This is a genomic window from Shewanella sp. Koi 1 (assembly GCF_052907445.1).
The window spans coordinates 3,353,461-3,380,406 of the sequence record NZ_JBREJM010000001.1; the positions used below are offsets into that span (position 1 = coordinate 3,353,461).

26 protein-coding genes and 1 pseudogene are annotated in these 26,946 nt (G+C 48.3%); 12 read left to right on the forward strand and 15 right to left on the reverse strand.

The window, feature by feature from the left end:
* Positions 1-132: 132 nt before the first annotated feature.
* The 8 genes and pseudogenes from der to ACUZ8J_RS14780 form a co-directional block, all read right to left on the reverse strand.
* Positions 133-1,599 carry a ribosome biogenesis GTPase Der gene (gene der / locus ACUZ8J_RS14745; RefSeq protein ID WP_011622020.1) on the reverse strand — a complete coding sequence of 489 codons (1,467 nt, stop codon included), beginning with the start codon at positions 1,597-1,599 and terminating at the stop codon, positions 133-135.
* Between the two features lie 79 nt (positions 1,600-1,678).
* Positions 1,679-2,866 carry an outer membrane protein assembly factor BamB gene (gene bamB / locus ACUZ8J_RS14750; protein ID WP_011716315.1) on the reverse strand — a complete coding sequence of 396 codons (1,188 nt, stop codon included), beginning with the start codon at positions 2,864-2,866 and terminating at the stop codon, positions 1,679-1,681.
* Between the two features lie 11 nt (positions 2,867-2,877).
* Positions 2,878-3,498, reverse strand: a complete 621-nt coding sequence (locus ACUZ8J_RS14755) for a tetratricopeptide repeat protein (RefSeq protein WP_446694239.1) — start codon at positions 3,496-3,498, stop codon at positions 2,878-2,880.
* 12 nt (positions 3,499-3,510) lie between these two features.
* On the reverse strand, positions 3,511-4,788 hold the full coding sequence (hisS, locus tag ACUZ8J_RS14760) for a histidine--tRNA ligase (RefSeq protein ID WP_446694240.1): 1,278 nt from the start codon (positions 4,786-4,788) through the stop codon (positions 3,511-3,513).
* Between the two features lie 159 nt (positions 4,789-4,947).
* Positions 4,948-6,062, reverse strand: a pseudogene (gene ispG / locus ACUZ8J_RS14765) (flavodoxin-dependent (E)-4-hydroxy-3-methylbut-2-enyl-diphosphate synthase).
* A gap of 41 nt (positions 6,063-6,103) precedes the next feature.
* On the reverse strand, positions 6,104-7,237 hold the full coding sequence (locus tag ACUZ8J_RS14770; protein WP_446694241.1) for a RodZ domain-containing protein: 1,134 nt from the start codon (positions 7,235-7,237) through the stop codon (positions 6,104-6,106).
* Positions 7,234-8,022: a type IV pilus biogenesis/stability protein PilW gene (gene pilW / locus ACUZ8J_RS14775; RefSeq protein ID WP_126512764.1), complete on the reverse strand. Its 789-nt coding sequence runs from the start codon at positions 8,020-8,022 to the stop codon at positions 7,234-7,236. The genes ACUZ8J_RS14770 and pilW overlap by 4 nt, the downstream gene beginning before the upstream one ends.
* A 32-nt stretch (positions 8,023-8,054) precedes the next feature.
* Positions 8,055-9,176, reverse strand: a complete 1,122-nt coding sequence (locus ACUZ8J_RS14780; RefSeq protein ID WP_023266487.1) for a bifunctional tRNA (adenosine(37)-C2)-methyltransferase TrmG/ribosomal RNA large subunit methyltransferase RlmN — start codon at positions 9,174-9,176, stop codon at positions 8,055-8,057.
* Positions 9,177-9,320: 144 nt separating this feature from the next.
* On the opposite strand from ACUZ8J_RS14780, the gene ACUZ8J_RS14785 reads away from it, so the two are divergent.
* Both ACUZ8J_RS14785 and ACUZ8J_RS14790 read left to right on the forward strand, forming a co-directional pair.
* Positions 9,321-10,412 (forward strand): CNNM domain-containing protein, encoded by a 1,092-nt coding sequence (locus ACUZ8J_RS14785; protein WP_011622012.1) that lies wholly within the window; start codon positions 9,321-9,323, stop codon positions 10,410-10,412.
* Positions 10,413-10,509: 97 nt separating this feature from the next.
* Positions 10,510-12,261 (forward strand): bifunctional metallophosphatase/5'-nucleotidase, encoded by a 1,752-nt coding sequence (locus ACUZ8J_RS14790; protein WP_446694242.1) that lies wholly within the window; start codon positions 10,510-10,512, stop codon positions 12,259-12,261.
* Positions 12,262-12,657: 396 nt separating this feature from the next.
* Here the strand turns inward: ACUZ8J_RS14790 and ACUZ8J_RS14795 are convergent, their stop codons facing one another.
* Complete coding sequence (locus ACUZ8J_RS14795; protein ID WP_446694243.1) at positions 12,658-13,551, reverse strand: LysR substrate-binding domain-containing protein; 894 nt, start codon at positions 13,549-13,551, stop codon at positions 12,658-12,660.
* Positions 13,552-13,715: 164 nt separating this feature from the next.
* Between ACUZ8J_RS14795 and ACUZ8J_RS14800 the strand changes: the two genes are divergently transcribed.
* Together ACUZ8J_RS14800 and ACUZ8J_RS14805 are read left to right on the forward strand one after the other, a co-directional pair.
* Positions 13,716-14,159: a DoxX family protein gene (locus ACUZ8J_RS14800; protein WP_446694244.1), complete on the forward strand. Its 444-nt coding sequence runs from the start codon at positions 13,716-13,718 to the stop codon at positions 14,157-14,159.
* A 10-nt stretch (positions 14,160-14,169) separates the two neighbouring features.
* Positions 14,170-14,865, forward strand: a complete 696-nt coding sequence (locus ACUZ8J_RS14805; RefSeq protein ID WP_446694245.1) for a pirin family protein — start codon at positions 14,170-14,172, stop codon at positions 14,863-14,865.
* A 97-nt stretch (positions 14,866-14,962) separates the two neighbouring features.
* Here ACUZ8J_RS14805 and ACUZ8J_RS14810 read toward each other — a convergent pair whose 3' ends face one another.
* From ACUZ8J_RS14810 to ACUZ8J_RS14830, 5 genes are all read right to left on the reverse strand, one after another.
* Positions 14,963-15,493 carry a GNAT family N-acetyltransferase gene (locus ACUZ8J_RS14810; RefSeq protein ID WP_446694246.1) on the reverse strand — a complete coding sequence of 177 codons (531 nt, stop codon included), beginning with the start codon at positions 15,491-15,493 and terminating at the stop codon, positions 14,963-14,965.
* Between the two features lie 63 nt (positions 15,494-15,556).
* Positions 15,557-16,078 (reverse strand): GNAT family N-acetyltransferase, encoded by a 522-nt coding sequence (locus tag ACUZ8J_RS14815; RefSeq protein WP_446694247.1) that lies wholly within the window; start codon positions 16,076-16,078, stop codon positions 15,557-15,559.
* Between the two features lie 167 nt (positions 16,079-16,245).
* Positions 16,246-16,548 carry a hypothetical protein gene (locus ACUZ8J_RS14820; RefSeq protein ID WP_011622005.1) on the reverse strand — a complete coding sequence of 101 codons (303 nt, stop codon included), beginning with the start codon at positions 16,546-16,548 and terminating at the stop codon, positions 16,246-16,248.
* A gap of 127 nt (positions 16,549-16,675) precedes the next feature.
* The gene (locus ACUZ8J_RS14825) at positions 16,676-16,885 is read right to left on the reverse strand and encodes a DUF3820 family protein (protein ID WP_011622004.1); all 210 of its coding nucleotides are present in this window, start codon (positions 16,883-16,885) and stop codon (positions 16,676-16,678) included.
* A gap of 211 nt (positions 16,886-17,096) precedes the next feature.
* Positions 17,097-17,555, reverse strand: coding sequence for a GNAT family N-acetyltransferase (locus ACUZ8J_RS14830; protein ID WP_011716301.1), 459 nt, complete (start codon positions 17,553-17,555; stop codon positions 17,097-17,099).
* A 531-nt stretch (positions 17,556-18,086) separates the two neighbouring features.
* On the opposite strand from ACUZ8J_RS14830, the gene ACUZ8J_RS14835 reads away from it, so the two are divergent.
* The 8 genes from ACUZ8J_RS14835 (at position 18,087) to ACUZ8J_RS14870 (ending at position 25,472) form a co-directional block, all read left to right on the forward strand.
* A complete protein-coding gene (locus tag ACUZ8J_RS14835) occupies positions 18,087-18,869 on the forward strand; it encodes an AAA family ATPase (RefSeq protein WP_011622002.1) in 783 nt (260 codons plus the stop codon).
* Positions 18,829-19,263: a hypothetical protein gene (locus tag ACUZ8J_RS14840; protein WP_011622001.1), complete on the forward strand. Its 435-nt coding sequence runs from the start codon at positions 18,829-18,831 to the stop codon at positions 19,261-19,263. The genes ACUZ8J_RS14835 and ACUZ8J_RS14840 overlap by 41 nt, the downstream gene beginning before the upstream one ends.
* Before the next feature lie 133 nt (positions 19,264-19,396).
* Positions 19,397-20,887, forward strand: a complete 1,491-nt coding sequence (locus ACUZ8J_RS14845; RefSeq protein ID WP_446694248.1) for an ABC transporter substrate-binding protein — start codon at positions 19,397-19,399, stop codon at positions 20,885-20,887.
* Positions 20,884-22,620, forward strand: coding sequence for a diguanylate cyclase (locus ACUZ8J_RS14850; RefSeq protein ID WP_126512754.1), 1,737 nt, complete (start codon positions 20,884-20,886; stop codon positions 22,618-22,620). Before ACUZ8J_RS14845 ends, ACUZ8J_RS14850 begins: the two co-directional genes overlap by 4 nt.
* Positions 22,621-22,718: 98 nt before the next feature.
* On the forward strand, positions 22,719-23,543 hold the full coding sequence (locus ACUZ8J_RS14855; protein ID WP_446694249.1) for a M90 family metallopeptidase: 825 nt from the start codon (positions 22,719-22,721) through the stop codon (positions 23,541-23,543).
* Between the two features lie 51 nt (positions 23,544-23,594).
* Positions 23,595-23,726, forward strand: a complete 132-nt coding sequence (locus ACUZ8J_RS14860) for a hypothetical protein (protein ID WP_446694250.1) — start codon at positions 23,595-23,597, stop codon at positions 23,724-23,726.
* Between the two features lie 69 nt (positions 23,727-23,795).
* Positions 23,796-25,004, forward strand: a complete 1,209-nt coding sequence (locus ACUZ8J_RS14865; RefSeq protein ID WP_001352368.1) for an IS4-like element ISVsa5 family transposase — start codon at positions 23,796-23,798, stop codon at positions 25,002-25,004.
* 12 nt (positions 25,005-25,016) lie between these two features.
* Positions 25,017-25,472, forward strand: a complete 456-nt coding sequence (locus ACUZ8J_RS14870) for a nuclear transport factor 2 family protein (RefSeq protein ID WP_446694251.1) — start codon at positions 25,017-25,019, stop codon at positions 25,470-25,472.
* 4 nt (positions 25,473-25,476) lie between these two features.
* Here the strand turns inward: ACUZ8J_RS14870 and ACUZ8J_RS14875 are convergent, their stop codons facing one another.
* Complete coding sequence (locus ACUZ8J_RS14875; RefSeq protein WP_086904767.1) at positions 25,477-26,943, reverse strand: HDOD domain-containing protein; 1,467 nt, start codon at positions 26,941-26,943, stop codon at positions 25,477-25,479.
* Positions 26,944-26,946 lie beyond the last annotated feature (3 nt).

The window sequence follows — 26,946 nt, forward strand, 5'->3', positions numbered from 1 at the left end:
CTCAACGTCTAAGCCCATAGGCATAAAGTATTTTATCTAAGCAAGACTTAAGATTGCGGCCTAAAACGCGCTAGTAAAAAAGGAACCCTAGGGTTCCTTTTTTTATGTTCCGCTTAAGCCAATAGCGCAGATTTACTTTGTCTTGCGATCTTTAATATGGCTCAGGGCGCGCTTACGGCGACGTTCTTGGCTCATGGTCAGCTTTTCAACCTTGTTTTCAAACGGGTTATCACCCTCTTGGAAACGCAGCTGAATTGGCGTACCGACCACTTTCAATGAACGGCGGAAGTAGTTCATCATGTAGCGCTTGTAAGAATCAGGCAGCTTGCTGACTTGGTTACCGTGAATAACCACGATTGGCGGGTTATAACCACCGGCGTGGGCGTATTTCAGTTTCACACGGCGACCGTTCACCAATGGTGGCTGATGGTCATCCTGCGACATTTGCATAATGCGGGTCAGCATAGAGGTGCTCACGCGGCGAGTCGCACTGTCGTAAGCTTCTTCAATCGACTCAAACAGATGGCCAACGCCCGTACCATGTAGCGCCGAAATAAAGTGAATGCGAGCAAAGTCGATAAAGCCTAAGCGGCGGTCGAGTTCACTCTTAACGCGGTCTTTAATGCCCTGATCGATACCGTCCCACTTGTTGACGGCGATAACTAAGGCGCGGCCTGCGTTCAGGGCAAAACCTAATAGACCTAAATCCTGCTCGGCAATCCCTTCACGGGCATCGATGATCAGCAGTACAACGTTGGCATCTTCAACCGCTTTTAGGGTTTTGATCACCGAGAATTTTTCAATCACTTCATGGACTTTACTGCGGCGACGCACACCGGCAGTATCGATAATCACGTATTCGCGGCCATCGCGTTCCATCGGAATGTAAATACTGTCGCGTGTGGTGCCCGGCTCGTCGTAAACCACCACACGCTCTTCACCTAAGATACGGTTAGTCAGCGTCGATTTACCTACGTTAGGCTTACCGATAATCGCAAGCTTAATCGGTAAATCCTGCAGACGCTTCTGCTCGGCTTCGGCTTCTTCTTCGGTGTACTGACGCTCGTCGACTTCTTCCTCTTCTCCTTGGCGTTCAATCCCCATCGCTTCGGCATAAGGCGTTAAGGCGTACTCAATCATGTTGGTCACACCGCGACCTTGGGCGGCAGCCATTTGATAGACTTCACCTAAACCTAACGACCAAAACTCGGCGCAGGCAGAATCGGCATCGATACCGTCAATCTTGTTTGCCACCACGAAAGTGGTTTTTTGACGGCTACGTAAGTGCTGAGCGATAGACAAATCCGCGGCGGTTAAGCCCGCGCGCGCATCGGTCATAAATAAGACAACATCGGCTTCTTCGATAGCGGCAAGGGACTGCTCGGCCATCTTAGTTTCGATCCCCTCTTCGGTGCCGTCGATACCGCCGGTATCCACCACGATAAACTCATAGCCGGATAGGAATGCTCGACCATATTTACGGTCACGTGTTAGGCCAGGAAAGTCAGCAACCAGCGCATCACGCGTACGCGTAAGGCGGTTAAATAAAGTGGATTTACCGACGTTCGGCCGACCAACAAGGGCCACTACAGGGATCATGATTTTGCCTCTAAAAAACTTTTCAATAAAAAGCCCCCGGAACACACTTCCAGGGGCTCTACAAGGATAACACTTTTAACTAAGGAAGTGTTACAACAGCTAACTTTCCGCTGCGACCTTGCACGTAGATTTTATCATCCACCACTAATGGCTGGCTGAATAATCCAGAGCTGTCCACTTGGATACGGCCCACAATACTGCCTGTGCTGCGGTCGATAAAGTGCAGATAACCTTCAAAATCGCCCACGACCAGATAGTCGCGATATACGGCTGGTGACGTGAGTGTACGGTTCGCCAGCTCAGAGTTGCTCCACAATTCTAGGCCATTACGTCTGTCCACAGAATAGATACGGCTGTGATCATCGACTAGGAATAAGCTTAAACCGGCAGACGCTAGCTCATTGAAGCTGGAGTACTTACGGGTCCAAATCACACGTCCGGTACGCAGTTCCATCGACACCAAGTTACCGTTGTAGCTCACCGCATAAAGGTTGTCACCTAGGATCAGCGGCGTCATATCCACATCGGCCATACGAGTAAACTCATTGCCGCCAGTCGGATTATAAATCGCTTGTTCCCATGCGGCTTGACCGTTGTTTTTCACCACAACGGCGACTTTGCCATCGGCAGTACCGATAAAGAAACCACCCGCCTCATAGGCCGCAGAACCTGTGCCACGTAAGGTTAGATTAGGCAACTGCATCTCATAGGCCCACAGCTTAGCGCCCGTATCGACGTTAAAGGCTTCGAGCGCGCCAGAGCTCGTGCTCACCACCACCACATCGTCAGCAACGGTTGGCTTAGAGAGTAACTCGCCCCCAGTCACGACATGCCACAGCACTTGACCATCTTCGGCATTCAACGCGGCCAATAGACCACTCTCACCACCGACAAAGATTTTATTGCGCGCGGCAGTAACACCTGCGGCTAAGCGTGCGCCCTTGTTTTTGGCTAAGGCGTTATCGCGAAACTCTTCACTAAAATCTTTCTTCCAAACCCGCTCACCCGTGGCTTCATCGAAGGCCACGACTTCGCCGTAGCGGTCGGCTGCAAAAATTTTACCGTAACGAACTGCAGGAGTGAGGCGAGAGTAATAATCACCGACACCATCACCTACAGAGGCGCTCCAACTTACTTCAGGAAACACTGTCGCCTGAATCGCAGTTAACTCACTTACCGGTTCTTCTTCCACATCGCTAGAAGAACAGGCGGATAACATGGCTAGGCTTAACCCAGCGGCTAGCAGGTTCTTGCACCAAGACTTCATCAAGGGATCCCTTATGCTTGATTTAGGTTATCAAGTTTGATTTTAAGTGCAGGGCTGGTCACAACACCGCCATTGTCCATTGCCGCTTGGTAAGCAGCTTTCGCTTTATCCGCTTCGCCTTGGCGTACAAAGAAATCGCCTTTGAGTTCTTCGCGTTGTGCTAAGAAGGCTTTATCAGTCACTTGTTCTAAGGTTGCGAGCGCAGTACCAATTTGGCCTTGTTCTGCCTGAATACGCGCTAAACGCAGTGTTGCCACTGTGTCTAATCCGGCGCCTGGCTTAGCCGCAATCACTTTCTTCAGCGCTTCTTCCGCCTTAGTAAAATCTTTCGCTTCAACCGCCGTTTTCGCAACGATCAGGTCTAGCAGTGATTGATAGCCCTTTTGGTCGTAATTTTTCGAAAACTCAGCAACGCCAGCCAGCATGGCCGCTTCGTCACTTGATTTGGTGGTTAAGGTTTGGAAAGCCTGTGATGCTTCTTCTGCCTTCACGATTTTCATGTCGGAGTAATAGTTCCAACCGTACAGGCCGCCTAAACCAACGACCGCCCCGATAACAATCGAGGTTCCATAGTCTTTCCAGAACTGCTTGATAGCATCAACTTGTTGTTCTTCTGTGCTATAAATTTCCACGCGCACGTCCCCTTATTTGGTAAGTTCAGCTAAAAATGCGCTTAATGCATTTCGAGCGACCCGTTGTTGTTCGTTGTCATTGCGTAAATATTTAACGGTAACCACACCTTCGGCGAGTTCTTCTTCACCGATGAGTAAGGCTACTTGTGCACCGCTTTTGTCGGCACGCTTAATTTGCTTCTTGAAGTTACCACCACCGCAGTGACTCATCACTCTCAGTGTGGGCAACGCTGAGCGTAACTCCTGCGCCACTTTAATGGCTTCAACCAAACAGCTATCCCCCATCGCCGCGACATACACATCAACAGCCGCTGGGATATCTTGGGTCAGCTCTAAGGTTTCAAGCAGCAGAACGATGCGCTCTAATCCCATCGCAAAACCGACGGCAGGCGTATCTTTACCGCCCAACTGAGCGACTAAACCATCGTAGCGACCTCCCGCAAGTACAGTGCCTTGAGAGCCTAAGCTATTGGTAACCCATTCAAAAACCGTGCGATTATAGTAATCCAAACCACGGACTAAGCGCGGGTTAACTCGGTATTGGATGCCAACCGCGTCGAGGAGTTCACGCAATTGTGCAAAATGTTGTGAAGATTCTTCACCTAAGTAATCCATCAGCGCAGGTGCATCAGCTAAAATGCTTTGCACTTGGGGATCTTTTGAGTCCAGTACGCGCAGCGGATTGCTGTACATACGGCGCTGGCTATCTTCGTCTAATTTGTCTTTGTGTTGCTCTAAGAAGGCAATCAAGGCTTCACGGTAAGCGGCGCGCTCAGCAGGGTCACCTAAGGTGTTCAGCTCAAGCGTCACATGCTCGCTAATGCCGAGTTTTTCCCATAGACGGGCCGATAACATCAACACTTCGGCGTCGATATCGGCGCTACCAATGCCGTAGACTTCCACACCAAACTGGTGGAATTGGCGATAACGACCTTTTTGCGGACGTTCGTGGCGGAACATTGGACCCATGTACCACAGGCGTTGTTCTTGGTTATAGAGCAGACCATGCTCATTACCGGCACGCACGGTTGAGGCAGTGCCTTCAGGACGTAGGGTTAAACTGTCACCGTTACGGTCCTCGAAGGTATACATTTCTTTTTCAACAATATCAGTCACTTCGCCGATAGAGCGTTTAAAAAGATCGGTATTTTCCACTATTGGAGTGCGGATCTCACTGTAACCATAAGCAGCCACGCTTGCACGTAGTACCGCTTCCACTTTTTGCCATAGAGGACTTTGAGTTGGCAGAATGTCGTTCATTCCGCGAATCGCTTGGATCTGTTTTGCCACTGTATCGACTCGTCCGATTTTCGCTAAATTAATAAAAAATGTCAGGCATTATAGGCTGTTCAACACTAAACGTAAAATGACCCCGTCGGTTTCGGGGTCTAGCTCAAGGCTTGAGTGTTTTTATAGCGCTTAACCTATGGTTTGATTCGGCTGTGTCTGTTACTCAGTCGTGTCTTTCACTTGGATACGGTTAGCCATTTGGCTCGCCTTAGCGCGAATTTTCGCTTCGAGGGAATCGACCGGTTATCATTGTCGAAACGCTCTTTTTGACGCTCGCCTTCATCGTAGTAACCACTCTTACGATGTCCACCCGTTAAGCCGATGTGTGACACTAAGGCTTCGCCAGGGCCATTGACCACACAGCCGATGATAGACACATCCATCGCGGTCGTCACATCTTCGAGGCGGCGCTCTAATTCATTTACCGTGCTGATCACATCGAACTCTTGGCGCGAGCAAGAAGGACACGCAATAAAGTTAATGCCACGGCTACGGATACGCAGTGACTTTAGGATATCAAAGCCAACTTTAATTTCTTCCACCGGATCGGCCGCTAACGAAATACGCAGCGTATCACCAATGCCTTCGGCAAGCAGCATGCCTAAGCCAACGGCTGATTTCACCGCACCGGCACGGGCGCCACCCGCTTCGGTAATACCTAAATGCAATGGCTGGCGAATTTGCTTAGCCAATAAACGATAGGATTCTACCGCCAAGAACACATCGGAGGCTTTTACGCTGACCTTAAATTGGTCGAAGTTCAAACGGTCAAGAATGTCCACATGGCGCATAGCCGATTCGAGCAAGGCTTCCGGCGTAGGCTCTTTGTATTTGTCCATCAGATCTTTTTCTAATGAACCGCCGTTCACCCCAATACGGATAGGAATGTTTTTATCGCGGGCGCACTCCACCACACTGCGGATACGCTCTTCGTTACCGATATTGCCTGGGTTGATACGCAAACAGTCCACACCATATTCGGCCACTTTCAGGGCGATACGGTAATCGAAGTGGATATCGGCAACCAAGGGCACTGACACCGATTGCTTAATCACTTTAAAAGCTTCGGCGGCATCCATCGTTGGCACAGAGACACGCACAATATCGGCACCCACTTTTTCTAGGGCACGGATTTGGGCAACGGTTGCCTCAACATCTGTGGTCTTAGTATTAGTCATCGACTGTACGGCAATCGGCGCACCATCACCAATCGGTACATTGCCCACATAAATGCGGGTTGAAGGACGTCTCTTTATGGGTGTTTCGTTATACATACTCAATACGCTCTTTTCGGTACTCTGCGTAGGCGCCAGACTTAAACCTGTGGGATAGTCAAACGCGCAACACGACCCTTAGGAAATTCAGCAAGGCTGATGGCTTTACCATCGACCGTAAACGTGGACACGACAGTGGGAGCACCTAAGATCACTTTAAACGGAGGCACACCACTGGCTTGAATATTCGCACCAGCACCACGGACGCCGTCAACTATCGCTTTGCCCTTGGCATCGACTATGTTGATCCAGCAATCGCCCGTGAGCTCAATAGTAATGCTCGACTGTCCAGCTGCCACTGGCATAGCTTGCGCTGTAGAAGCAGCATTGGTTACTGCTGTATTGGTTGCAGGCACATTCGATGCAGTTTGGTTCTGCACTGGCGCGGCATTGGTCGCGGCGTTTTGTGTCGTGCTTGGAACCGCAACTACATTGTTCAGTGCAGTGTTAGAAGCATTGTTCGTCAGTGCAGTGTTAGATTCGTTCGTATTCATAGCCGAATTGGCAGCAGGCGTCGGCTCCGCTTCCATCGCTGCCGAATCGTTCATATTAGGATCGATAGTACTCTCGTCGGTATCTTTTACCGGACCATCAGTCGCCATAGAGCCATTGACCGCAATCTCGCTTAAGCGCTGGCTCGCATCGGTTTCCGTCAGCAGCACATCGCCCGGCAAAGTTTGATTCGCCGCCGCTAACTCTTCCGCCGTTGGTTTAGACACATCAACATGGGTCACCAGCGTAGTTCTTTGCATCCACCATAGGACGAACAAGCCCAGTAACACGATGACAATAAAAAAGCTCAGCCACTTTAATTTAGTGTCACGAGCTTGATAGGTCGTCTTGCGGGAAAAGCTTTGCATGGCAGGCTGCGTCACTAACGGTACCTGCCGCGCGAGGCATGCCTCAATCAGGGCGTTATCCACTCCAAGCATGCGCGCATAGTTTTTGACGTATCCGCGAACATAAGTCGAAGAAGAAATATTGGAAAAATCGTCGGCTTCGAGATTTTCAACTATCCCTGGGCGCAGATGTAATTTCACCGCGGTATCCGCAATGCTTAAGCCCATCTGCTCACGAGCCGTTCTAAGTACAGTGCCGAGCGTTACATCAGGCGTCGATTCAGCTTCACTCGCTGCAACTGGTTCTACTGACGCGTTTATTTCGTTATCTTTCATTGATGCAAATTAACTCTGTATTGCTTGGCTTGAGGCGATGCTGGGAATTTGGCGAGCAATAAAATGCCAAATCGCTTCATAGCAGCATCATCATTCAACGCCTGCTCAATTTTTATTCCGAGCGTTAAACTTTCTGGAGTCTGGGCTGCCACTTGGTGATAACGCGCTAATTGGTTTTGCGCATCGACATAATCACCTTTATCCATCCCAAGCTCAGCCAGCTCCAGTAAAGACACCGAGCGTCTCGGGTCATACTTTAACGCCATCTGAAAATACTGTCGTGCCTTTTCTGTTTGTCCCGCGTCTCGGCTGCAAATGCCTAAGTTCTCATAACTGGACGCGGTACGCGTATATTTGGGCATTTCTATCGCGGCCAAAAACATTTTTTCAGCTTTGTCGTATCGCTTTTGTTGGCACAAAAACACCCCAAAGTTATTCATGGAATCGCCAGAGGCGTCCTTAGTATTGATAGCGTCTTGATACGCCTGTTCGGTACGTACTAAATCGCCAACGGTTTGATAGTAATAGGCCATGGCCACATGCACATCTTCGAGCTCTGGTGCATATTCAACTGCTTTATCAAGATTGTACTTGGCTTGTTCCGAGTTACCTCGATTAAGGTAGGTTAAACCGAGCTGCATACGCTCCCGTGCGGCGGCGACTTTATCGAGTTTTCGCTCCGACACGGGAATATCAGTCCCTGAATAGGTACGCTCAGTTACGCATCCTGTCACTAATAATGACAGGGCAATTGCTAATGAAAACCCTGACAATCCATGCTTCATGGGCAAGCCTATAAATCTGTGCAAACAAAGAGTTAATTCATTGTGACCGAAATCTGATTTTCTTGCATGCGTTTTTTTGCTAAACGCTTGGTTCGATCGCGAATATCACCCGCTAACTGGCCACAGGCCGCGTCAATATCATCACCACGGGTTTTGCGTACAATCACAGTTAAGCCATATTCCATCAAAACCTTAGAAAAACGGTCGATGCGCGAGTTCGATGAACGACCATAGGGCGAACCTGGGTATGGATTGAATGGGATCAGGTTAACCTTGCAGGGCGTATCCTTCATTAATTGTGCTAATTCATGGGCTTGTTCAGTGCTGTCGTTGATGTGATCGAGCATCACATACTCTACAGTCACGCGGCCACGGTTAGCGTTAGATTTAGCGATGTAGCGGCGGATCCCCGCAAGAAACTCTTGCAATGGATACTTTTTATTCACGGGAACCAGAATATCGCGCAGTTCATCATTTGGCGCGTGGATACTCACGGCGAGTGCCACATCGAGGGCATCACCGAGTTTATCTAAGGCTGGCACTACGCCCGAAGTTGACAGGGTCACACGGCGTTTTGACAGGCTAAAACCAAAGTCGTCCAGCATGATATCCATCGCTGGGATCACGTTGGCAAGGTTAAGCAGTGGTTCACCCATGCCCATCATCACCACGTTAGTGATTGGGCGCTCGCCGGTTTCTTTGGCGAAGCCTAAGAAATGGGAAACACGCCAAATTTGGCCGACGATTTCAGAAACAGTTAAGTTGCGGTTAAAGCCTTGCTGGGCAGTAGAGCAGAAAGTACATTCGAGGGCGCAGCCCACTTGAGACGACACACACAGAGTGGCGCGGTCATCTTCAGGAATATATACGGTTTCGACTTCTTGGCCTTCGCCGACATGGATGGCGAACTTAATGGTGCCATCAGCAGATTTTTGATAGCTCGAAATCTCAGGCGCCACAATCTCGCAGCGCGCCGCCAGCTTTTGGCGTAACACTTTGTTGATGTTAGTCATTTCTTCGAAGTCACTGACACCGAAATGATAGATCCATTTCATCAGCTGATCGGCACGGAAAGGCTTCTCACCCAGATCCGCAAATAATGCGCGCATCGCCTTACGATCAAGGTCTAATAAATTGATCTTTTTTTCACTCATAGGACTAACCTCAACACCAAAACCTGCAACAGGGCGGCGAATTATACAGACGCAGAAAAATTTTAGCCAGCAACTCCACACTCCTATGCTAGAATCGGCGTGGGTCAATGTTGGCCTAAATTATGGAGTTGTAATACCACCTATATGTTAACCCTCATCATTATAGTGCTTGTCGCTGTCGGAGTTTCTTTTCTGTGCAGTGTATTCGAAGCAGTGTTGCTTTCGGTTACCCCTAGTTATATCGCCTCGCTCGAACAAACTGACAGTGCCGCAGCCGCCCGGTTGCGTAAACTAAAAGAAAACATCGAAGCGCCTCTCGTGTCTATTTTGACCCTAAACACCATTGCCCACACTGTGGGTGCCGCCGTTGCTGGTGCGCAAGCGGCCAAGGTTTTTGGTGATGACATGCTCGGCGTGTTCTCCGGAGTGTTAACTTTTATCATCCTATTCTTCTCAGAGATTATTCCGAAATCTGTGGGAGCCAATCACTGGCGCCGTTTAGCCCCGAGTGTATCAATTGCCATCACTTGGATGAAGCGTGTCACTAAGCCGCTGATTTGGATGTCGCAACAGGTGACTCGCCTGCTAGGTAAAGGGGAAGAAGGTCAGTACATTCGCCAAGAAATGAGCGCCATGGCCAAGATTGGTCACGAATCCGGTGAGTTAGACGAGCAAGAGTCTAAAATTTTGACCCAAATGCTCAAGGTGCGTGACGTGCCAGTGACGGCGATTATGACGCCGCGTACCGTGATGTTCTCGTTACCCGTTTCACTGACGCAAAATGAGTTTGTGCAAGAATATCGCGACAAACCTTTTACCCGTATTCCGGTATACGATCAGGACCACGACGACATTATCGGTTACATCACCCGTACCGATGTTTTGCTGGCTGAACGTTACAGCCCGAACGCACCGATTGGTGAACTCAAGCGCAGCCTATTTGTGGTGCCCGAAACGGCTAAAATCCTGCCGTTATTCGAGCGGATGATTAAACGCAATACACAAATTGCGATGGTGGTTGACGAATACGGCAGTAGCCAAGGTATTGTGACCCAAGAAGACATTATCGAATCACTACTTGGCTTAGAGATTGTCGATGTGAATGACCCAGCAACCGACATGCAGCAATTGGCCCGTAAACTCTGGACCAAGCGCATGAAGCAAAAAGGCATTCGTCTCTCCGATGATGGCGACTTCGAAGCCGCCGCCGAAGATGACGAGGCACGCTCGGGTTAATGACATTATTTAGTCATTGTTAAAGTAAAGGGAGCTTGGCTCCCTTTCTTGTTTTTGGGGAGAAGGTTATAATCTCCCGCCGTAAAAGAGGTAGGTTATGACACAGGGATACACACTCTCACTCGCGCACATCAACGATACCCATTCGAATTTTGAGCCCAGCCGCGTACAATTTTCCCTCAATCTAGGGCTTAAAGCCTTAGATATCACCAGTCACAGCGGTGGCTATGCACGTCTGGGGTATCAGATTAGTCAGGCACGTGACCGAGCCGCACAAAGCCAAATGCCATTTTTATTTTTGCATGGTGGCGACAGTTTCCAAGGCACGCTGTATTTCAGCCATTTTAAGGGTAAGGCCAACGCCCATCTGCTGAATTTACTCGCACCCGATGCCATGGTGATTGGTAATCACGATATTGATGAAGGTAATGCGCGGCTCGCCGAATTTGCCAAGCAAATCGATTTTCCGCTGCTAGCGGGGAATATGGACTTGAGCCAAGAGGATATACGCAAGCCGGGTAACCTGCGTACTGTGGCGAATATTCTCGCCTATGATGAGACTACTCAGCTTGCCAGCTACCTCGAAAAGCCCTTCTACGACAAAAAGCTCGCCGTCATCGGCATTACTCTGGATCAGATGAAAGACATCGCCAGACCCGATCCCGATACCCACTTTGTCGATGCAATTGCGACCACGACGCGCACCGTCGAGCATCTACATGCCAAAGGCATCAAGCACATTATTGTGCTGAGTCACTTAGGTTTAGATCAGGATAGAAGGCTTGCCGAACAAGTCGATGGCATCAGCCTTATCGTCGGCGGCCATACCCATACCTTGCAGGGCGATTTTAACGCCTTGGGGTTAAGCAATATTCCCTATGGCGAAACCATCAATGGCACTCCTATCGTGCATGCGGGGAAATATGCCGAAACCTTAGGCTTGGCCGAGATTGAATTTGATGCAGCTGGCCGCGCGATAAACCTAAAGGGTGGCAACTACTTTATGCTCGATAAACAGTTTATGTTGAGTTCGAGTGAGCAAGTGGATGACACCGACTATCAAGCCGTGCAGCAACGCTTTAATGAGCATCCCTATGTATTGTGGGATGATGCCGATGAAGACATTCACGGCGTGATCCACGATATCTATCGCCCCGCGATTGCCGAGATGGAAAACAAAGTCTTAGCCCTTGTGCCTAAGAATCTAGTGCATACCAGACTGCCATCTAAGGCATTACCCCATGGCAGCGAAATCGCCCCTTGGGTGAGCCGCAGTATGTTCCAAGAGGCCAAGCTTGAAGATCCTCGCATCAACTTTGCCCTGCATAACGCCGGCGGAGTAAGGCAATCGGTCGCCCAAGGCAGGCTCACCCTCGCCGATGTGTTGGGGCAATTGCTGCCCTTCGAGTTGCCATTAGTCAAATACGAAATCCAAGGCCAGTATTTGTACCAAGCGCTGGAGTCGGCAATTAACGCCGCGACAAACAACAGTGTGCGCGGCACGGGGGCGGGCAGCTTCCCCTATACCTATGGATTACGTTATTACTACGATGGTAGACGCCCATTAGGGGAGCGCTTGTTCAAGCTTGAAATGATGCAGCAAGATGGCTTATCACTCTGGTATCCAGTGCAGCCTGATGCGCTCTATGTGGGGGTTTCTACCTCCTATACCGCCGCGGGGAAAGAAGGTTATCACCCACTGTTACAGGCGCGCTGGCAGGAATCGATTGAGACGCTCACCCTACCACAGGCTTTTATTCGCTTCCTCAATCGGGCGCCCAACCCCAATTTAGCGGATTTGCTCTCCCCCCATGTGCATTACACCAGCCATATAAAGCGCTCAGTGTAAGCGCCTAGTGTCAGGGATTTATATCAGCGCTGCCGCAAAGCCCAGCCCTCTTAATTCATCACAGTACTTAGGGCGTGTTGACGTTTCAGGGTTATTTTTGCAGCAGTTTGGCTGGCGTTTATGCAAGGTAAAGTCCGTGCGGTGTAGTTATTCTAAATAAACGGACGATAACGCAGCAGAAACGCCAGCCAAACGTTGCCCGAAGGGTTCGTCTAGCAAGTTCGTTCTCTTTGTCACTCGTCATTTGAGTAGAATAACTACACATCATTCCTCGTTTCGCGAGCACAAGCTTGCCAGAACGAACAAAATTTAATCTCGAAACGTCAACACGCCCTAGCAATGGTTAAGTACTGTGATTCACTCAATCCTGTACCCAAACGCACTATCGACATCTCACTAAAACAACCAGTCGCAATGGGGTAAACGTTCGGCAAACCACGCCTGCGCTTTGCCTTGATTCCCCTTGCGCCATGCGAGAAACACAGGCTGCGCCGGTCTTGGGATCTCAACCTTGCATGCGACTAATGTGCCTGAAGCAAGTTCTTCACGGATCAAATGCTTGGGAAGATAACCTACACCTAGCCCAAGTTGCTGGGCTTTAATCTTGGTCTGCATGTTCGGCACACGAATAACTTGGCGACTATCAAACAATCCACTTGAGCGCTGCGCGAGCGCCGTTGAGCTGTCGGCCACCACCACGGAGGGAAATTGTAACAGGGCTTCGGTCGGGATGGGATGGTCAAACTGTGCTAAGGGGTGATGAGGCGCTAGAGCGAACACGAATTCAAGCATGCCGATTTCGACTAAGTGATATTGCCCCTTAGGTAACTCTCCCGTAACCCCAATGGCAATATCGGCACGGCCCGAATACAGCGCATCCCAACCGCCACCCAGTGACTCCTCAGTGATATTAATAGTCACCTGTTTACCTAACTCGGTAAATTCAGCAATCAGTTTAAGCAGTGGTAAATCGGGCACTACAGTGTCTATAGCTAAGGTTAATGCCGACTCCCAGCCCGTTTCGAGTTGCCGAACCGCCTCTTCAAGCCTGGCGGTAGCGGCTAAAATCTCCCGCCCTTGGCGTAATACCAGTTGGCCAACTAAGGTCAGTTCGGCGCGCTGGCCCTTACGTTCAAATAATTTTACCCCTAAGTCGCTCTCTAATTTCTGTACTGTGTAGGTCAGCGCCGATGGCACCCGGAATAAGGATTCAGCTGCCGCCGAAAAACTGCCTTTTTTATCAATAGCATCGAGCACTATCAAGCCATCGAGACTCATCACAGGTAACATAGCTACCTCTTGTTCAATTTATTTGAAATAGACTTTGAAAATGTTCCGATTTTCTTTCTTAAAGGTCAAGAATAAACTTTAAATCAATGGAGAGATTAACGCTAAATCTCCACCGATTAACCCATTAACGACATAGTTAAAAAATTTGAATTAAGGAACATCCCATGAAAGCACTTATCACAAAATTACTGACCTCTGCCCCAAGTTTCGCCCCATTGGCCCTGCGTATTCCTATCGGGATTATCCTCATGGCCCACGGCTCACAAAAACTCTTCGGCTGGTTTGGCGGCTACGGCCTAGAAGGCACAGGACAATGGATGGCCTCCATTGGCTTAACCCCTGGCTACTTAATGGCGCTGATGGCGGGTTCGAGCGAATTCTTTGGTGGCTTGCTGCTCATTATCGGTTTACTGACTCGCCCTACGGCACTGGTATTGTCCTTTACTATGGTGGTCGCGATTTTCTCGGTCCACATTGGTAACGGTCTGTTTCTCAGCAATAACGGTTATGAGTTTGGTTTAGCCCTGTTAGCTGCTACTGCGTCTCTAGTCGTGTCAGGTGCGGGTAAACTCAGTGCCGACAACCTGTTAGCCGCACGCTTAAAATAAGGAGGAAATGATGATCCGTATACGTAAAGCGCAGGACCGTGGGCAGGCTGATTTGGGCTGGTTAAAGAGCCAACATACCTTCTCGTTTGCCAGCTACTACGATCCGCAGCATATGGGCGTGTCTTCCCTACGAGTGATTAATGATGACAGAGTCGCGCCGGGCGCTGGGTTTGAAACCCATGGCCATAAAGATATGGAAATCATCAGTTATGTGATTTCAGGCACCATAGCCCATAAGGACAGCTTCGGTAATGTTAAGACATTACCAGCGGGTGAGTTTCAGTTAATGTCCGCCGGTAAAGGGATTTATCACAGCGAGTTTAATGCATCAAACACTGAGTCTCTGCACTTTTTGCAGATCTGGATCCAACCAGACACCTTAGGCATTGATGCCGGTTATCAGCAAAAGGCCTTCGAGCAAACCTCTGCGCTGACCGCCGTGGTCACCCCAACGGGTGAAAATGGCACCTTGAAAGTACAGCAGGATGCAACCTTGTATCGCCTAATGCTGGCACCGCAAGAGCAAGTGCATATGCCGCAGCTTAAGCCACCGCGTCAGCTCTATGTGCAACTGGTGGAAGGCACGCTTAAGGTCAATGACCAAGCGCTCACCCCAGGTGATGGCGCACATATCACCGCCGAAGAAGCGGTTCGATTTAGCGCCACAGGCAGCAATGTTACCGCCCTAGTGTTTGACTTAGCCTGATGAATATTGTGACCAATAAAAAACCGCCAAGGAAACGAGGCGGTTTTTTTATTACTGAGCGTACGGTCAGAGGAGAGCAATCTCTCCAAGCACGAACCTATGACAAAGACATAATCAAACTAAAGTTCACTAACACCTGCGCCCTGTCGTTTTGTTTATCTTCGGCGGTGAGATAGCGACGTAGTTCATTACGGCGAATGCAATTAAAACCCTGTTTCTCAAAGAAAGGACGCGCCTGATAGGAGGCCTCAACAGTAAGCCGTTTAAGATTACGGCTTTTGGCCTCTTCGAGCAGGGTTAAATACAAATGCGTCGCCACTCCGGCACGGCTGTATTCTGGGTGGACAAACAGACAATCGACTTCGCCAACCATACAATTGAGCTCTTCATCGGGACAGAGCCTTAAGTTGGTAAAGCCAACCAACTTGCTACCTTCCTGCGCCACCCAAGTGGTGGTGTCTTCTAACTTAGCCAGCCAGTAGGCATCGCTGCGTGCTTCACCTTGATTTTGCGCCCAAGCTAAACGTTCGGTAAGCGAGTAATATTCCTGCGCGCCCTCCATCACACTGGCGTTAAATACCGCCGCCACCTGTGCCACATCCGGAGGTGAAAATAAGCGTATCTGCATTGGAGTCCACTCCTATGGGTTAATCATGACCAATGGGCACATAAGCAGTGTATTCCCATTCAGTTACAGTTTTTTAGTCATATAAAAACTCGGCAATACCTGGCCCAGTTTTTGTTGATAGCTGCGCTGCGGTTGGACGAATCCGAGTTTAATAAACAGCCCGCGGGAAAGATAAGACGCATCGGCACTTAATTGACTATACCCCTGCTCCCTCGCCCACAGTTCTAGCTGTCGATAAGCTCGCTCCCCCAGCCCCTGCCGTTGCCAATCGGGATGAATATAGAGGCTATCTATATATCCTCTATGGTGAAAATCCGTTTCGACATTGATAAAACCTGCACAAATCTTAGATAAGCCCGCGGCATCTGTCACCAAAATAATCCATGCTTGGGAACGACTTAAGCGTAAATGCCAATGTTGACTCGAACGGGGTGCCTGCGACCAAGCCTTAAGCTGCGCGGCGTTATAACGCTCATGTTGTATTTGATGCACGCACTGATGAAAGAGTTCACTCACCGTACGCGCATAACGGCGCTGATAGGGGACGACTTCGACTGGCTTTTCGATTGAATTGGCGGCGGACACGAGTAATCAACCAAGAGTGTAAATAATCGCTATATTCTGCCGCGATTTAGATTCGAGCGATAGCATCAACGCGATAAGAAAAGGTTTGCCGCTGTAAACAAAACCGCCTCGAACAAGGCGAGGCGGTTTAGGAACTCATCGCAACATGAATGTTGCTAAGACATCGATTATTTCTTCTCGATTTGACCAACAAACAACAGCTTGTCGAAGGTGCGGTTTAAGGTTTTGCTGGTGAATTGATTCATCCACATTTGCTCAACCACGGCTACTTTGTCGCCTTTCTTGACTTCAGCTTCTGGGCCAGCGGCCCAAAACGTGTTGTCAGCTTCTTTAATTTGTACATAGGTGTAACCGCCACCATTCATGGTATCAACCACAGTACCTTCATGAACGACGCCCTGTGCCCAAGCACTTGACATACCTAACGCTAAAGTTGCTACAGCCGCTAATTTTACCAATTTTGCCATCATGCCTTTTGTTCCTTGTGTTTTACTAATATGCGGCATTAAAACATGCCATAGGTAATAAATCGCCAATCTCTATCACGAAATACAACACTTATCGCAAAAGTAGGATTTTTATCGCTCAGTAGGGAACTCATTTCAATAGCGGTTTTAACATGCCCTCAAGGCCGTTGAGTTTGACCTCATAAATCAGCGCTAACTGCTCCCCTAATTTTCCCTTCGGAAAACCCTGTTGATGAAACCACACTAGATAGGGTTCGGGCAATTCGAGTAAGCGGCGACCGGCATATTTGCCAAAGGGCATCACCTGATTGACGGCATCGATAAGCTGTTGTTGATCCATTGCATTACCACTTCAAACAAAAAAACACACTCATAGCTGGATGCTACGCTATTGACGGGCAAATGCCTAAAGTTAACGAGTGATTTAATCATGAAGTCATACTGCAAGCTAAGTGATTTGTGATGCAAAACGATATGACTATTATCCTGCAAGTACCCGGCAAGCGTACTCAGGATAAGCCATCCACTTACCCTGAGTCAGGAAATAAAGATTAAGAATAAATTTTACGCATGTTCGGCCCAAGGTTGGCGCAGGGAGAATAGACAAAACCATAATCGCCGCAGAGTCGCTCCTCTTCGCCATGCACATTGATGCTGACACAGGTGCCAGGGGCGGCATGTTCATCAATATAAGTCATCACCCGCTCTAACATGATGCTGGCCAATCCTAAATGACGATACTCAGGTAAAACAATAAAGTCCTCAATCGCCAAATGGTTAGCCTTATCGCCATACACGCAGCTGGTCGCGATGATTGACGGCGAGTTTTTCTCTTGCTCCCCCGTCACCCGAATCGACACCCAATATAAAGGCTGTAACGGATGACCCTCCCCCATTTCCACACCGATAGAGGGATGCCCCGCAGCATCGCGTAGATTCAGCAGCTCATGAAATAAAGGTGCAGATTCAACCAACTCAAATTCAATAGGCATAAGCATTTTAATATCCATTTTGGCATCCCTTCACGAATGGTAGAAAAATCAAGGTGATTAGACGGCATAATAGGAAAATCCTAACTGAATTAGGTGGCAATTTGATGACATACAGAACTGCGACAAGACAACTTTCGACTGAAAATCATAAAGCAAAGAACAGTGTTTCAATAATATTTAAGAATAAATACCTAAAATTATATTCACAAAAGAAATATAAGAATTAAGACTGAGACAATCGTTGCACTCAGCTCAAGCCGTGACGCTGACTTAAATACGCCCAAAAGAATCACAAAAGCATTTTAAATCATACAATTAACCACAGATTAACCTCATTTACCTTTGCTCGATATAAGAGTCAAATAAACGGCACACGCCACTGTAACGTCAAATAATAATCGCGCGACATTTTATAAAAAAACGTCAAAAATCAGCTAATTGACCTCAATTAACATAGGGTTTACATTCATTTATGACAACAAGGTGCGGTAAAAGCTCTACACTGATAACAGCCGCCCAAGTGATACCCTAAGCATTGAGGAATTCGTCATGATAGTGTTAGTCGGCGGCGAAAAAGGCGGCAGCGGTAAGAGTTGCCTCGCACAAAATATCGCAGTATTTCTCACCACTGAATGTGGTGCCTCTGTCATCATGGTGGATTGCGATCCACAACGCACCACATCCGATTGGATCCAAGCCAGAAACAACAATCCAAAACTTGCTAGCATCAACTGTGTGCAACTTTACGGCAAAATCCGTAATGACTTGCTGAGTTTAGAGCAGCACTATGACTTCGTTCTCGTAGATTGTGGTGGACAGGATAACCTCGCATTAAGGGCGACCATGTCGGTGGCTTCGCATATTTTGATGCCACTGCGACCAAAACGCCGCGACTTAAAAACCGTGAGCCATATGGATGATATCGTCGCCACTTGTAAGATGATTAACCCCAAATTACATGCCTCTTTTGTTATCACTCAATGCCCTAACCTGCCGAATCAAGCGAACCGTATTTTAGAGGCAAAAGAGGTCTGTAAAACATACGATATCAATGTATTAGATGCGATCACCTACAGCCGTAACATCTATGATGATAGCGAAGAATCGGGATTATCCGTGATGGAGATTGAGCCCAACGGCAAGGCAGCCAACGAAATCCGCGCCATTGCCTGCGAAATGTTCCAGGTTGACTGCGCCGCCTCATTAACGGCATTACTCAGGCCAAGCACGCCAATGGCCGCATCACGCAGTGCTATCAATCAACCTCAGCCAAATCACCTGAGAGGACAATATGGGACTCAGCGACCTCAAGAAAAACGCTATGCCATCTAGGGGGGGCGCTCAGCCCCTCTCCCTCGATGAGTTTATTGATGCCGCAACCCTTTATGCTATGGGAGAGACCCGCCTTCCGAGCACGGGCTCTGCCGTTGCGGTCGATTTAGTCAAAGAAGCCCAAGTCGAAGTCACGCTGGATTCTTCCAATGTGGTGACGTTACATCGACCACAAACGGCAACCAGACTGCTCGATGCGAGTATTGAAGAGGAGCGCCCACATTACCGAAAAGCGACGTTCTCCCTCAGTGAAGCGGCGATCAGCCATTTAGCCAAGCTCTCTGAAGAAAGTGATATTTCCAAATCGAAATTGATCCGTTTTTTGATTGAACAACATTATGCCTTGCCCACCGCCTTGCGGCAGATGCGCGAGCAGCAAATTAAAAAATCTTAGTATCGCGCCATCTCCCAACCTTTTTCGGTGATCCAAGTTAATTCGATCACCGTTTTTTTCGCCTCAAAACCCTACAAAAATTAAGACATAGTTTTTTATCAAGCCTATCCTTATTGTACAGTCGAGATGATTAATGCTACTTATTAGCATGTTAACACTTGTATCCGAGGGGTTATTCTTGTTAAAACCTTTGTCACTCCTACTTGTCGGACTGGGTTTCACGCTAGCAGCACCTGCCTTAGCGGAATTTTCCTTGGCACAAATTCCCCCCCTCACGAACAAAACGCCCATCACCTTAGTCGCCGAAAAAGGCTTTTGGACTGACTACCTAAGGCAGGAAATGTTACCCAAGTTCACCGAAAAAACCGGCGTTAAAGTCAATGTGGTCAGTACCGAGCTGGAAGGTATGTTCGAACTACAGACCCATGCATTGCTGCAAGGCGAAGGAAAATATGATCTGCTAACCATGGAGGCCGGCTGGGCAAAAGAGTGGGCCGCCAATGGTTATACCGTCCCCCTATTAGAACTCGCAAAACTCTACGATCCCGACGGCGAGAAAGCGATGGAAAGCTATCTCGAACCATATTACCCATCCTTGCTGAATATTTTGTCCTATCACGGCGAGTTACACGCTATTCCCTATAACAACTACGTGATGGGAAGTCATTACCGCGCTGATTTATTTGAGAATAAAACCGAACAAACGCAGTTTCAGCAGCGCTTTGGTTATCCGCTCAAACCCGCGACTAACTTCGACCAATTGCAGGACCAAGCCGCGTTTTTTACCCGAAAAGCGGGTGAGCGACTGGCTGATAATACTTTAAGCCATGACTTTTATGGTCTCGCCTTAATGTCTGGCAATAAGCCCCATATTAACGATGAATTTTCGAGCATCATTTGGAGCTTAGGGGGCGCTTGGATGTGGCCCGTCTATAATCCGCAAAAGCAGATCATCCACTTCGAAGTGCCCGCAGTCAACCAAGAGGCGATAAAGGCAAGCGCTATCTATCGAAAACTGATGCCTTACGCCATTCCGGCGGATGATAAATTTGCCTTCAACGAAGCAGCCAATGCAATGGCAACGGGGCAAGTGGCGATTTGGCCCTTTGCTTACAACAACCTATGGTCCGCCTCCTTTAAAGTCGAAGCGAACATACCAAGCGCTCGACTTGGCGTGGCCCAAGTGCCTGGCGGCATGCCCTATAACGGCGCCTACGCTTTTGCGGTGAGCTACGACAGTAAAAATCCACAAGCCGCCTATTGGTTACTCAAATACATGGGCACCTATGAAGCCCAATATGCCTATGCTCTAGGAGGCGGTAATCCCTGTCGCATGGATGTCGTCACAGCCCCCGAATTTAAACAAGCCTCAAAAAGAGCCATTGCCGGCGCCTTTGAGGCAAGCCACGTAGCAAACTTGTTTTGGTCAACTAAAGTATTGGAAGTAGGACACTTTACCACTACCGCTATGGGGCAGATTTATCCCGAGCTAAGCCATGCTTGCTATGCCGCAAGCCGACACGAAGCAAACAGTACCGATATTTTTATTGAGTTAAGTAACAAAATTAAATACCTGCAGAATACCTATGGGGAAGTGCCTGCAATTGATAAGAAAAACAAATGAACTCGAAGCGGCTCACCAGTCTTAAACATAAAATCACGCTAGCCTTATATTTCATCCTAGGCATGGCGCTGCTTAATGGCATTATCGCCATCCTATTGTCACAACAGTTAAGGACCAAAATAGAGCAATTGGTGAGCAGTGATGTGGTCAAAGTCACCACAGCGCTGCAATTGGCAAAAAACAGCGAAAGACTGCAAATTATCACTACCGAGCTGAATCACTACGATACTGAGCAGCAGCGGCTCAGCTTACTGCAAGAGTTGACCCATCAATGGGAACAATTGCTGCAAGATACTAAAGTGCTGTTAAGTCTTGAAAATACGACCAATATCCATGAGGCATTAAATAGGACTATTGATACTCAGCTGTATTTCCAGCAACAACTGCCCTTGCTAGACACCCTGACCGACAGCGCCTTACAGGCCAAATTACAGGCGCAAAATATTCAGGCGAACCTCGCGGGAATGTCATCGGCCTTTTCCATTGAGATGCAGGCGCAGCTCGACTCAAGCCACGAGCTCAACAGCCAGCTTATCGCCCAAAAAAATCTCACGGGAATAACCCATAACCTCAATGAGCATCAAAAAATCTCTGATTATTTGCATCAGGGTGAACACCTGTTTGTACTGCTGGATGAAGTTAAAAACACCCAAACCACCATAGGACTCAACCGCCTGCAACGGGATGCCATGCGTCTTTTCCTCAAAATGGAGGCCGTTGCCGCCTCGATACCGCAGGATAATACGCTGTATCTCAACTGGTTATCTCAAATAAAGCAAAATATGGTGGGTAATGACAACCTGTTTGAACTATCACGCAACGCCTTAAAAAGCACCCACATCGCTAATGCGCATTTTGGCTATCAAGCCAATGCCGCGCGGGAAATTGCCAGCTTCACCCAAGTGTTAGTCAACCATGTAGAAGATGAAATCCAAGTGGCAAGCACTAACCTCAAGAGCGACAGCACCGCCTTCGTGATCCTAATTTTTTGTGGTGGGATAGTGTATTGCTTCTTTATCTGGCTGATCAGCTGGCACTTTATCGCCAAGGGAATTATCAAACCCGTAATCGCCACACGGGATGCGATGAATGCCATCGCCAATGAAAAACTCGATACCGAAATGCCGATTACCGATAACTTAGAGCTGCAACAAATGGTCAGCTCGCTGGAGACCCTAAAAACCTATGCCGCGCAAGTCAAAGCAATGGCCGAAACCGATGGCTTAACGGGCTGTTATAACCGCCGTTATCTCGACAGCCAAATTAACAAGGAGTTGAATTACGCCAACGATCACAATATGCCACTCAGCATAGTGATGTTTGATATTGATAACTTTAAAGAATTTAATGACAAATATGGCCACGTCGTTGGCGATCAGTGTTTAAAGCAGGTCGTCAATGCTGCCAAATCGATTCTGCAACGCCCAACAGATATCCTTGCCCGCTACGGTGGAGAAGAATTTACCTTGTTACTGCCCTCGAGCCACTGTGAAGACGCTTATAGAATTGCCGAGCGACTGCGCGAAACCATCATGGAATTGGCCATTCCCCACCAAAGCTCATCCCACTCAGGCGTGGTGACCATCAGCTTAGGGGTCGCCTGCTGGCAACCGCCACAATCACTCGATGCCAATAAAATCATCTCCGATGCGGACGAAGCCCTGTATCAGGCAAAACAAGCCGGACGCAATCGCACCGAAGCACTACGACATCCAGAGTTTGGTAATCAATAACTCGCTGTATCGATTTATTTTTAGCCATAGTATTGAGTTCGCCTCACTGAATCCCCATTAGCTAATATACCTAAGGAAAATTTTGCACTGAGGAAGTCATGCTCGCCGTTTTCATTACCCTAATGCTTGGTCTCGGTGCAATCGCTTGGTTAGCGTCGAGCCGCTGGCGCAAGACACTCCACCGTAAGCGTGTGATGGCCAGTGCCTTTCCTAAGGCTTGGCGAACGATTTTGAAAAAGAGATTGCCCTACTTCCACGCCTTACCCGCGGATCTTCAACTACAACTCAAGCGTCACATCCAAGTTTTTTTGGATGAGAAACGATTCGTTGGCTGCGACGGTTTGCAAATAACCGATGAAATTCGCGTCACTATCGCCGCCCAAGCTTGCCTGCTTTTGCTAAATCGCAACACCGATTTTTACCCCAATCTTAGGCAGATATTGGTGTATCCCGATGCCTTTATTGTCGACAGCCAGCGCCAAGACCCCGCGGGTTTGATTTGGGAGCAACGAAATGTGCTCGCGGGGGAATCTTGGGAGCAGGGCCAAGTGATACTGTCGTGGAAGAACACCCTCGAGGGCGCAGCTAATCCCCATGATGGCAACAACGTCGTGATCCACGAGTTTGCCCATCAATTAGATCAAGAAGATGGTCACGCCAATGGCGCGCCGATTTTACAACACCGCCAAGATTACCTGTCGTGGTCGAGCGTATTCAGTCAGGCCTTTAATGAGTTAGTGCAAGCTGCCACCCTTGGCCGCCCGTCACTGTTTAATTACTATGGTGCCACCAATCCTGCGGAGTTTTTTGCCGTAGTCACCGAGGTCTTTTTTGAAAAGCCAGAAGCGCTTAATCTTGAACATCCAGCACTTTATCGAGAGTTGAGCCATTTTTATCAACTCGATCCGATAAACTGGCATTGACCGAATCAACATAGCGATTAGCCTAATAACCATAACGATAAGGAATTTTCGATGACAATCTCCACTCGCGCCGAGCAGCGCGCCCATTCGACACGCACTCGCCAACGTCTTGCCCTGTTCAGCGCCAGCGTATTCATGCTTGGCGCTGATGAATCCCCTAATGATTTTTATCAAAATCATTAAGTTAAGGTAGATACACATCTTGTCATATGATCAAATGGTTTCGCCAAAAATCAATAATCAGACAACAAAATGTGCGAACTCGATATTTTACACGACTCTCTTTACCAATTCTGCCCCGAATTACACTTAAAACGACTCAACAGCTTAACGTTGGCTTGCCACGCCTTACTTGACTGTAAAACTCTCACTCTTACCGAACTTGGCCGTAACCTGCCAACCAAAGCGAGAACAAAACATAACATCAAACGAATCGACCGATTGTTAGGTAATCGTCACCTCCACAAAGAGCGACTCGCTGTATACCGTTGGCATGCTAGCTTTATCTGTTCGGGCAATACGATGCCCATTGTACTTGTTGACTGGTCTGATATCCGTGAGCAAAAACGGCTTATGGTATTGCGAGCTTCAGTCGCACTACACGGTCGTTCTGTTACTCTTTATGAGAAAGCGTTCCCGCTTTCAGAGCAATGTTCAAAGAAAGCTCATGACCAATTTCTAGCCGACCTTGCGAGCATTCTACCGAGTAACACCACACCGCTCATTGTCAGTGATGCTGGCTTTAAAGTGCCATGGTATAAATCCGTTGAGAAGCTGGGTTGGTACTGGTTAAGTCGAGTAAGAGGAAAAGTACAATATGCAGACCTAGGAGCGGAAAACTGGAAACCTATCAGCAACTTACATGATATGTCATCTAGTCACTCAAAGACTTTAGGCTATAAGAGGCTGACTAAAAGCAATCCAATCTCATGCCAAATTCTATTGTATAAATCTCGCTCTAAAGGCCGAAAAAATCAGCGCTCGACACGGACTCATTGTCACCACCCGTCACCTAAAATCTACTCAGCGTCGGCAAAGGAGCCATGGATTCTAGCAACTAACTTACCTGTTGAAATTCGAACACCCAAACAACTTGTTAATATCTATTCGAAGCGAATGCAGATTGAAGAAACCTTCCGAGACTTGAAAAGTCCTGCCTACGGACTAGGCCTACGCCATAGCCGAACGAGCAGCTCAGAGCGTTTTGATATCATGCTGCTAATCGCCCTGATGCTTCAACTAACATGTTGGCTTGCGGGCGTTCATGCTCAGAAACAAGGTTGGGACAAGCACTTCCAGGCTAACACAGTCAGAAATCGAAACGTACTCTCAACAGTTCGCTTAGGCATGGAAGTTTTGCGGCATTCTGGCTACACAATAACAAGGGAAGACTCACTCGTGGCTGCAACCCTGCTTACTCAAAATCTATTCACACATGGTTACGTTTTGGGGAAATTATGAGGGGATCTCTCAGTGCTTGGCGCCCTATACTTTCATCCACAAACGGCCATTGCCAACGAACAAGCCGCAATAACGCTGACCGATGAGCAAGCGGCCGCCGAAGTGCTGAATAAATTGAATCAATATTCGAGCAGTGCCGATTGGGACAAGTATTTTGCCCTCTATCGTCAGGATGGTATTTTTATTGGAACCGATGCGACTGAGCGCTGGGGCATGGCCGAGTTTGAACGCTATTCGCGCCCAACCAAAGGTTGGCGCTACGATTTAACTCGCCGCCATTTAGTGCAGCATGGTGATGTCATTCTGTTCGATGAACTGCTCAACAGCCCAAGTTATGGCGAGAGTCGCGGTACTGGCACCTTAATCAAGACCAATGGGAAATGGAAAATTGCCCAATACCATTTGAGCTTTCCCATCCCCAATGCAATCGCCAAACACATTACCGCTGAAATTAAAAACGCTCAGTAAGTCACTATTTTAGCGACACGGTAAAACACACATTGGCCAGCTGCGAGAAGTGGATAAAGGCTTGAAAATCCACTTCGCTAAAGCTTCGTTGTGAAGGCCCCCTATCGGCATAATAAAAACCGATCACTTTGTTATCGACCAAGAGCGGCGCCATCAAAAAACCCGACTCAGGCAACTGAGTCTTAAGTTCTTTGCATTGTTCTAACCATTTTTTGGCATTGGGGTTATCTACCCACTGGCATTCCTTGTGTTCCATCGCCTGCGGAAATAGCCCCTTCCTATCACTCAGATCGATAATAAACTGCTGCTTCATTTCCTCGGCGTCTCGGCCGAGCATGATCCTAGGTTGCAGCTGTTTACGGCTCGGAGATAAGAGCAAAACTCCGCAGCGGTCCACACCGACCCCTTCTAAAATTCCCTCGAGCACGGTTTGCATGATTTGATTAAAATCAGCTTTGTTGATTGCAAAGGCGGTGAGTTCACGCAGCTTAGCCAATTGCACATTCAAGTTGGCCTCAAACACGGGCAACTCTACCTCAGGGACGCTGGGCTCAAGCTTATTGATGCGTTTAGGATCAGGCAGATAGTCAATCAACACCTTGGCGCCATAGGCTTCGGCTAATTTATGGGTCGCCTTGGTGCAGCGCTGCATTCTCAGGGTTAATTCTTTCTCATCCAGCCCAGTAAAATGCGCGGCTTGGCTGATACGCTTATCCAACTCGATTTTATCTATCACCTCTTGGGAGAGAATTTCGCAAAGCTTATCTGCAAGAAAAATAGAGCGAATTTCAGGGCGTTGATCGTCAGGATAATTCACTGCTTGGATCAATAATTCCCCTAAGCCCCAGTGGCGCGCAATACTCTGCGTCAGCTGTGAAAATGAGGTGCCTAAAGCTTCACGAATGACGCTACGCTCTTCGGCTGGGGTTTCACTGGCACTGAGTTGGCTGTCTAAAATTTCGGTAAACTCGCCGCCGATACTCCAAAATGCACTCTCACCAATGTGGTAAAGCAAAGACGCAATAAAGGCTTCTTCCTGAATATCCTCATCGTAATCACTGAGCATCATCCGCGCTAACATGGCGGCTTGAAATGCCTTCGCCATTAATTTAATGAGGCGTTGATAAACTGCGGGGGCGAGATTCTTGCTCTCTAAAAGGCTCGATAATAACTGGGCCGTGATGCAGATATTACGCACGGCATCAAACCCTAGCACTATCGCGGCTCGGCTCACGGTCGAAATTTGGGTACTGCCCTTATGGTAAATCGCACTATTGGCGACCCGTAAGATGCGGGATGTGAGGGCGTTATCGTGCATAACGCTTCGCCCGAGTAAGGCGAGAGACGACACGTCATCCTTGGCAAGCTTTTCTAACGTTTGGACTGTGGAACAGAGCGCTGGCATTTCCAATTCACTGATCCGTTTTGTCCAATAATCGACCCCTTTATTAGTATTATTGTTAGGTTTCAACCC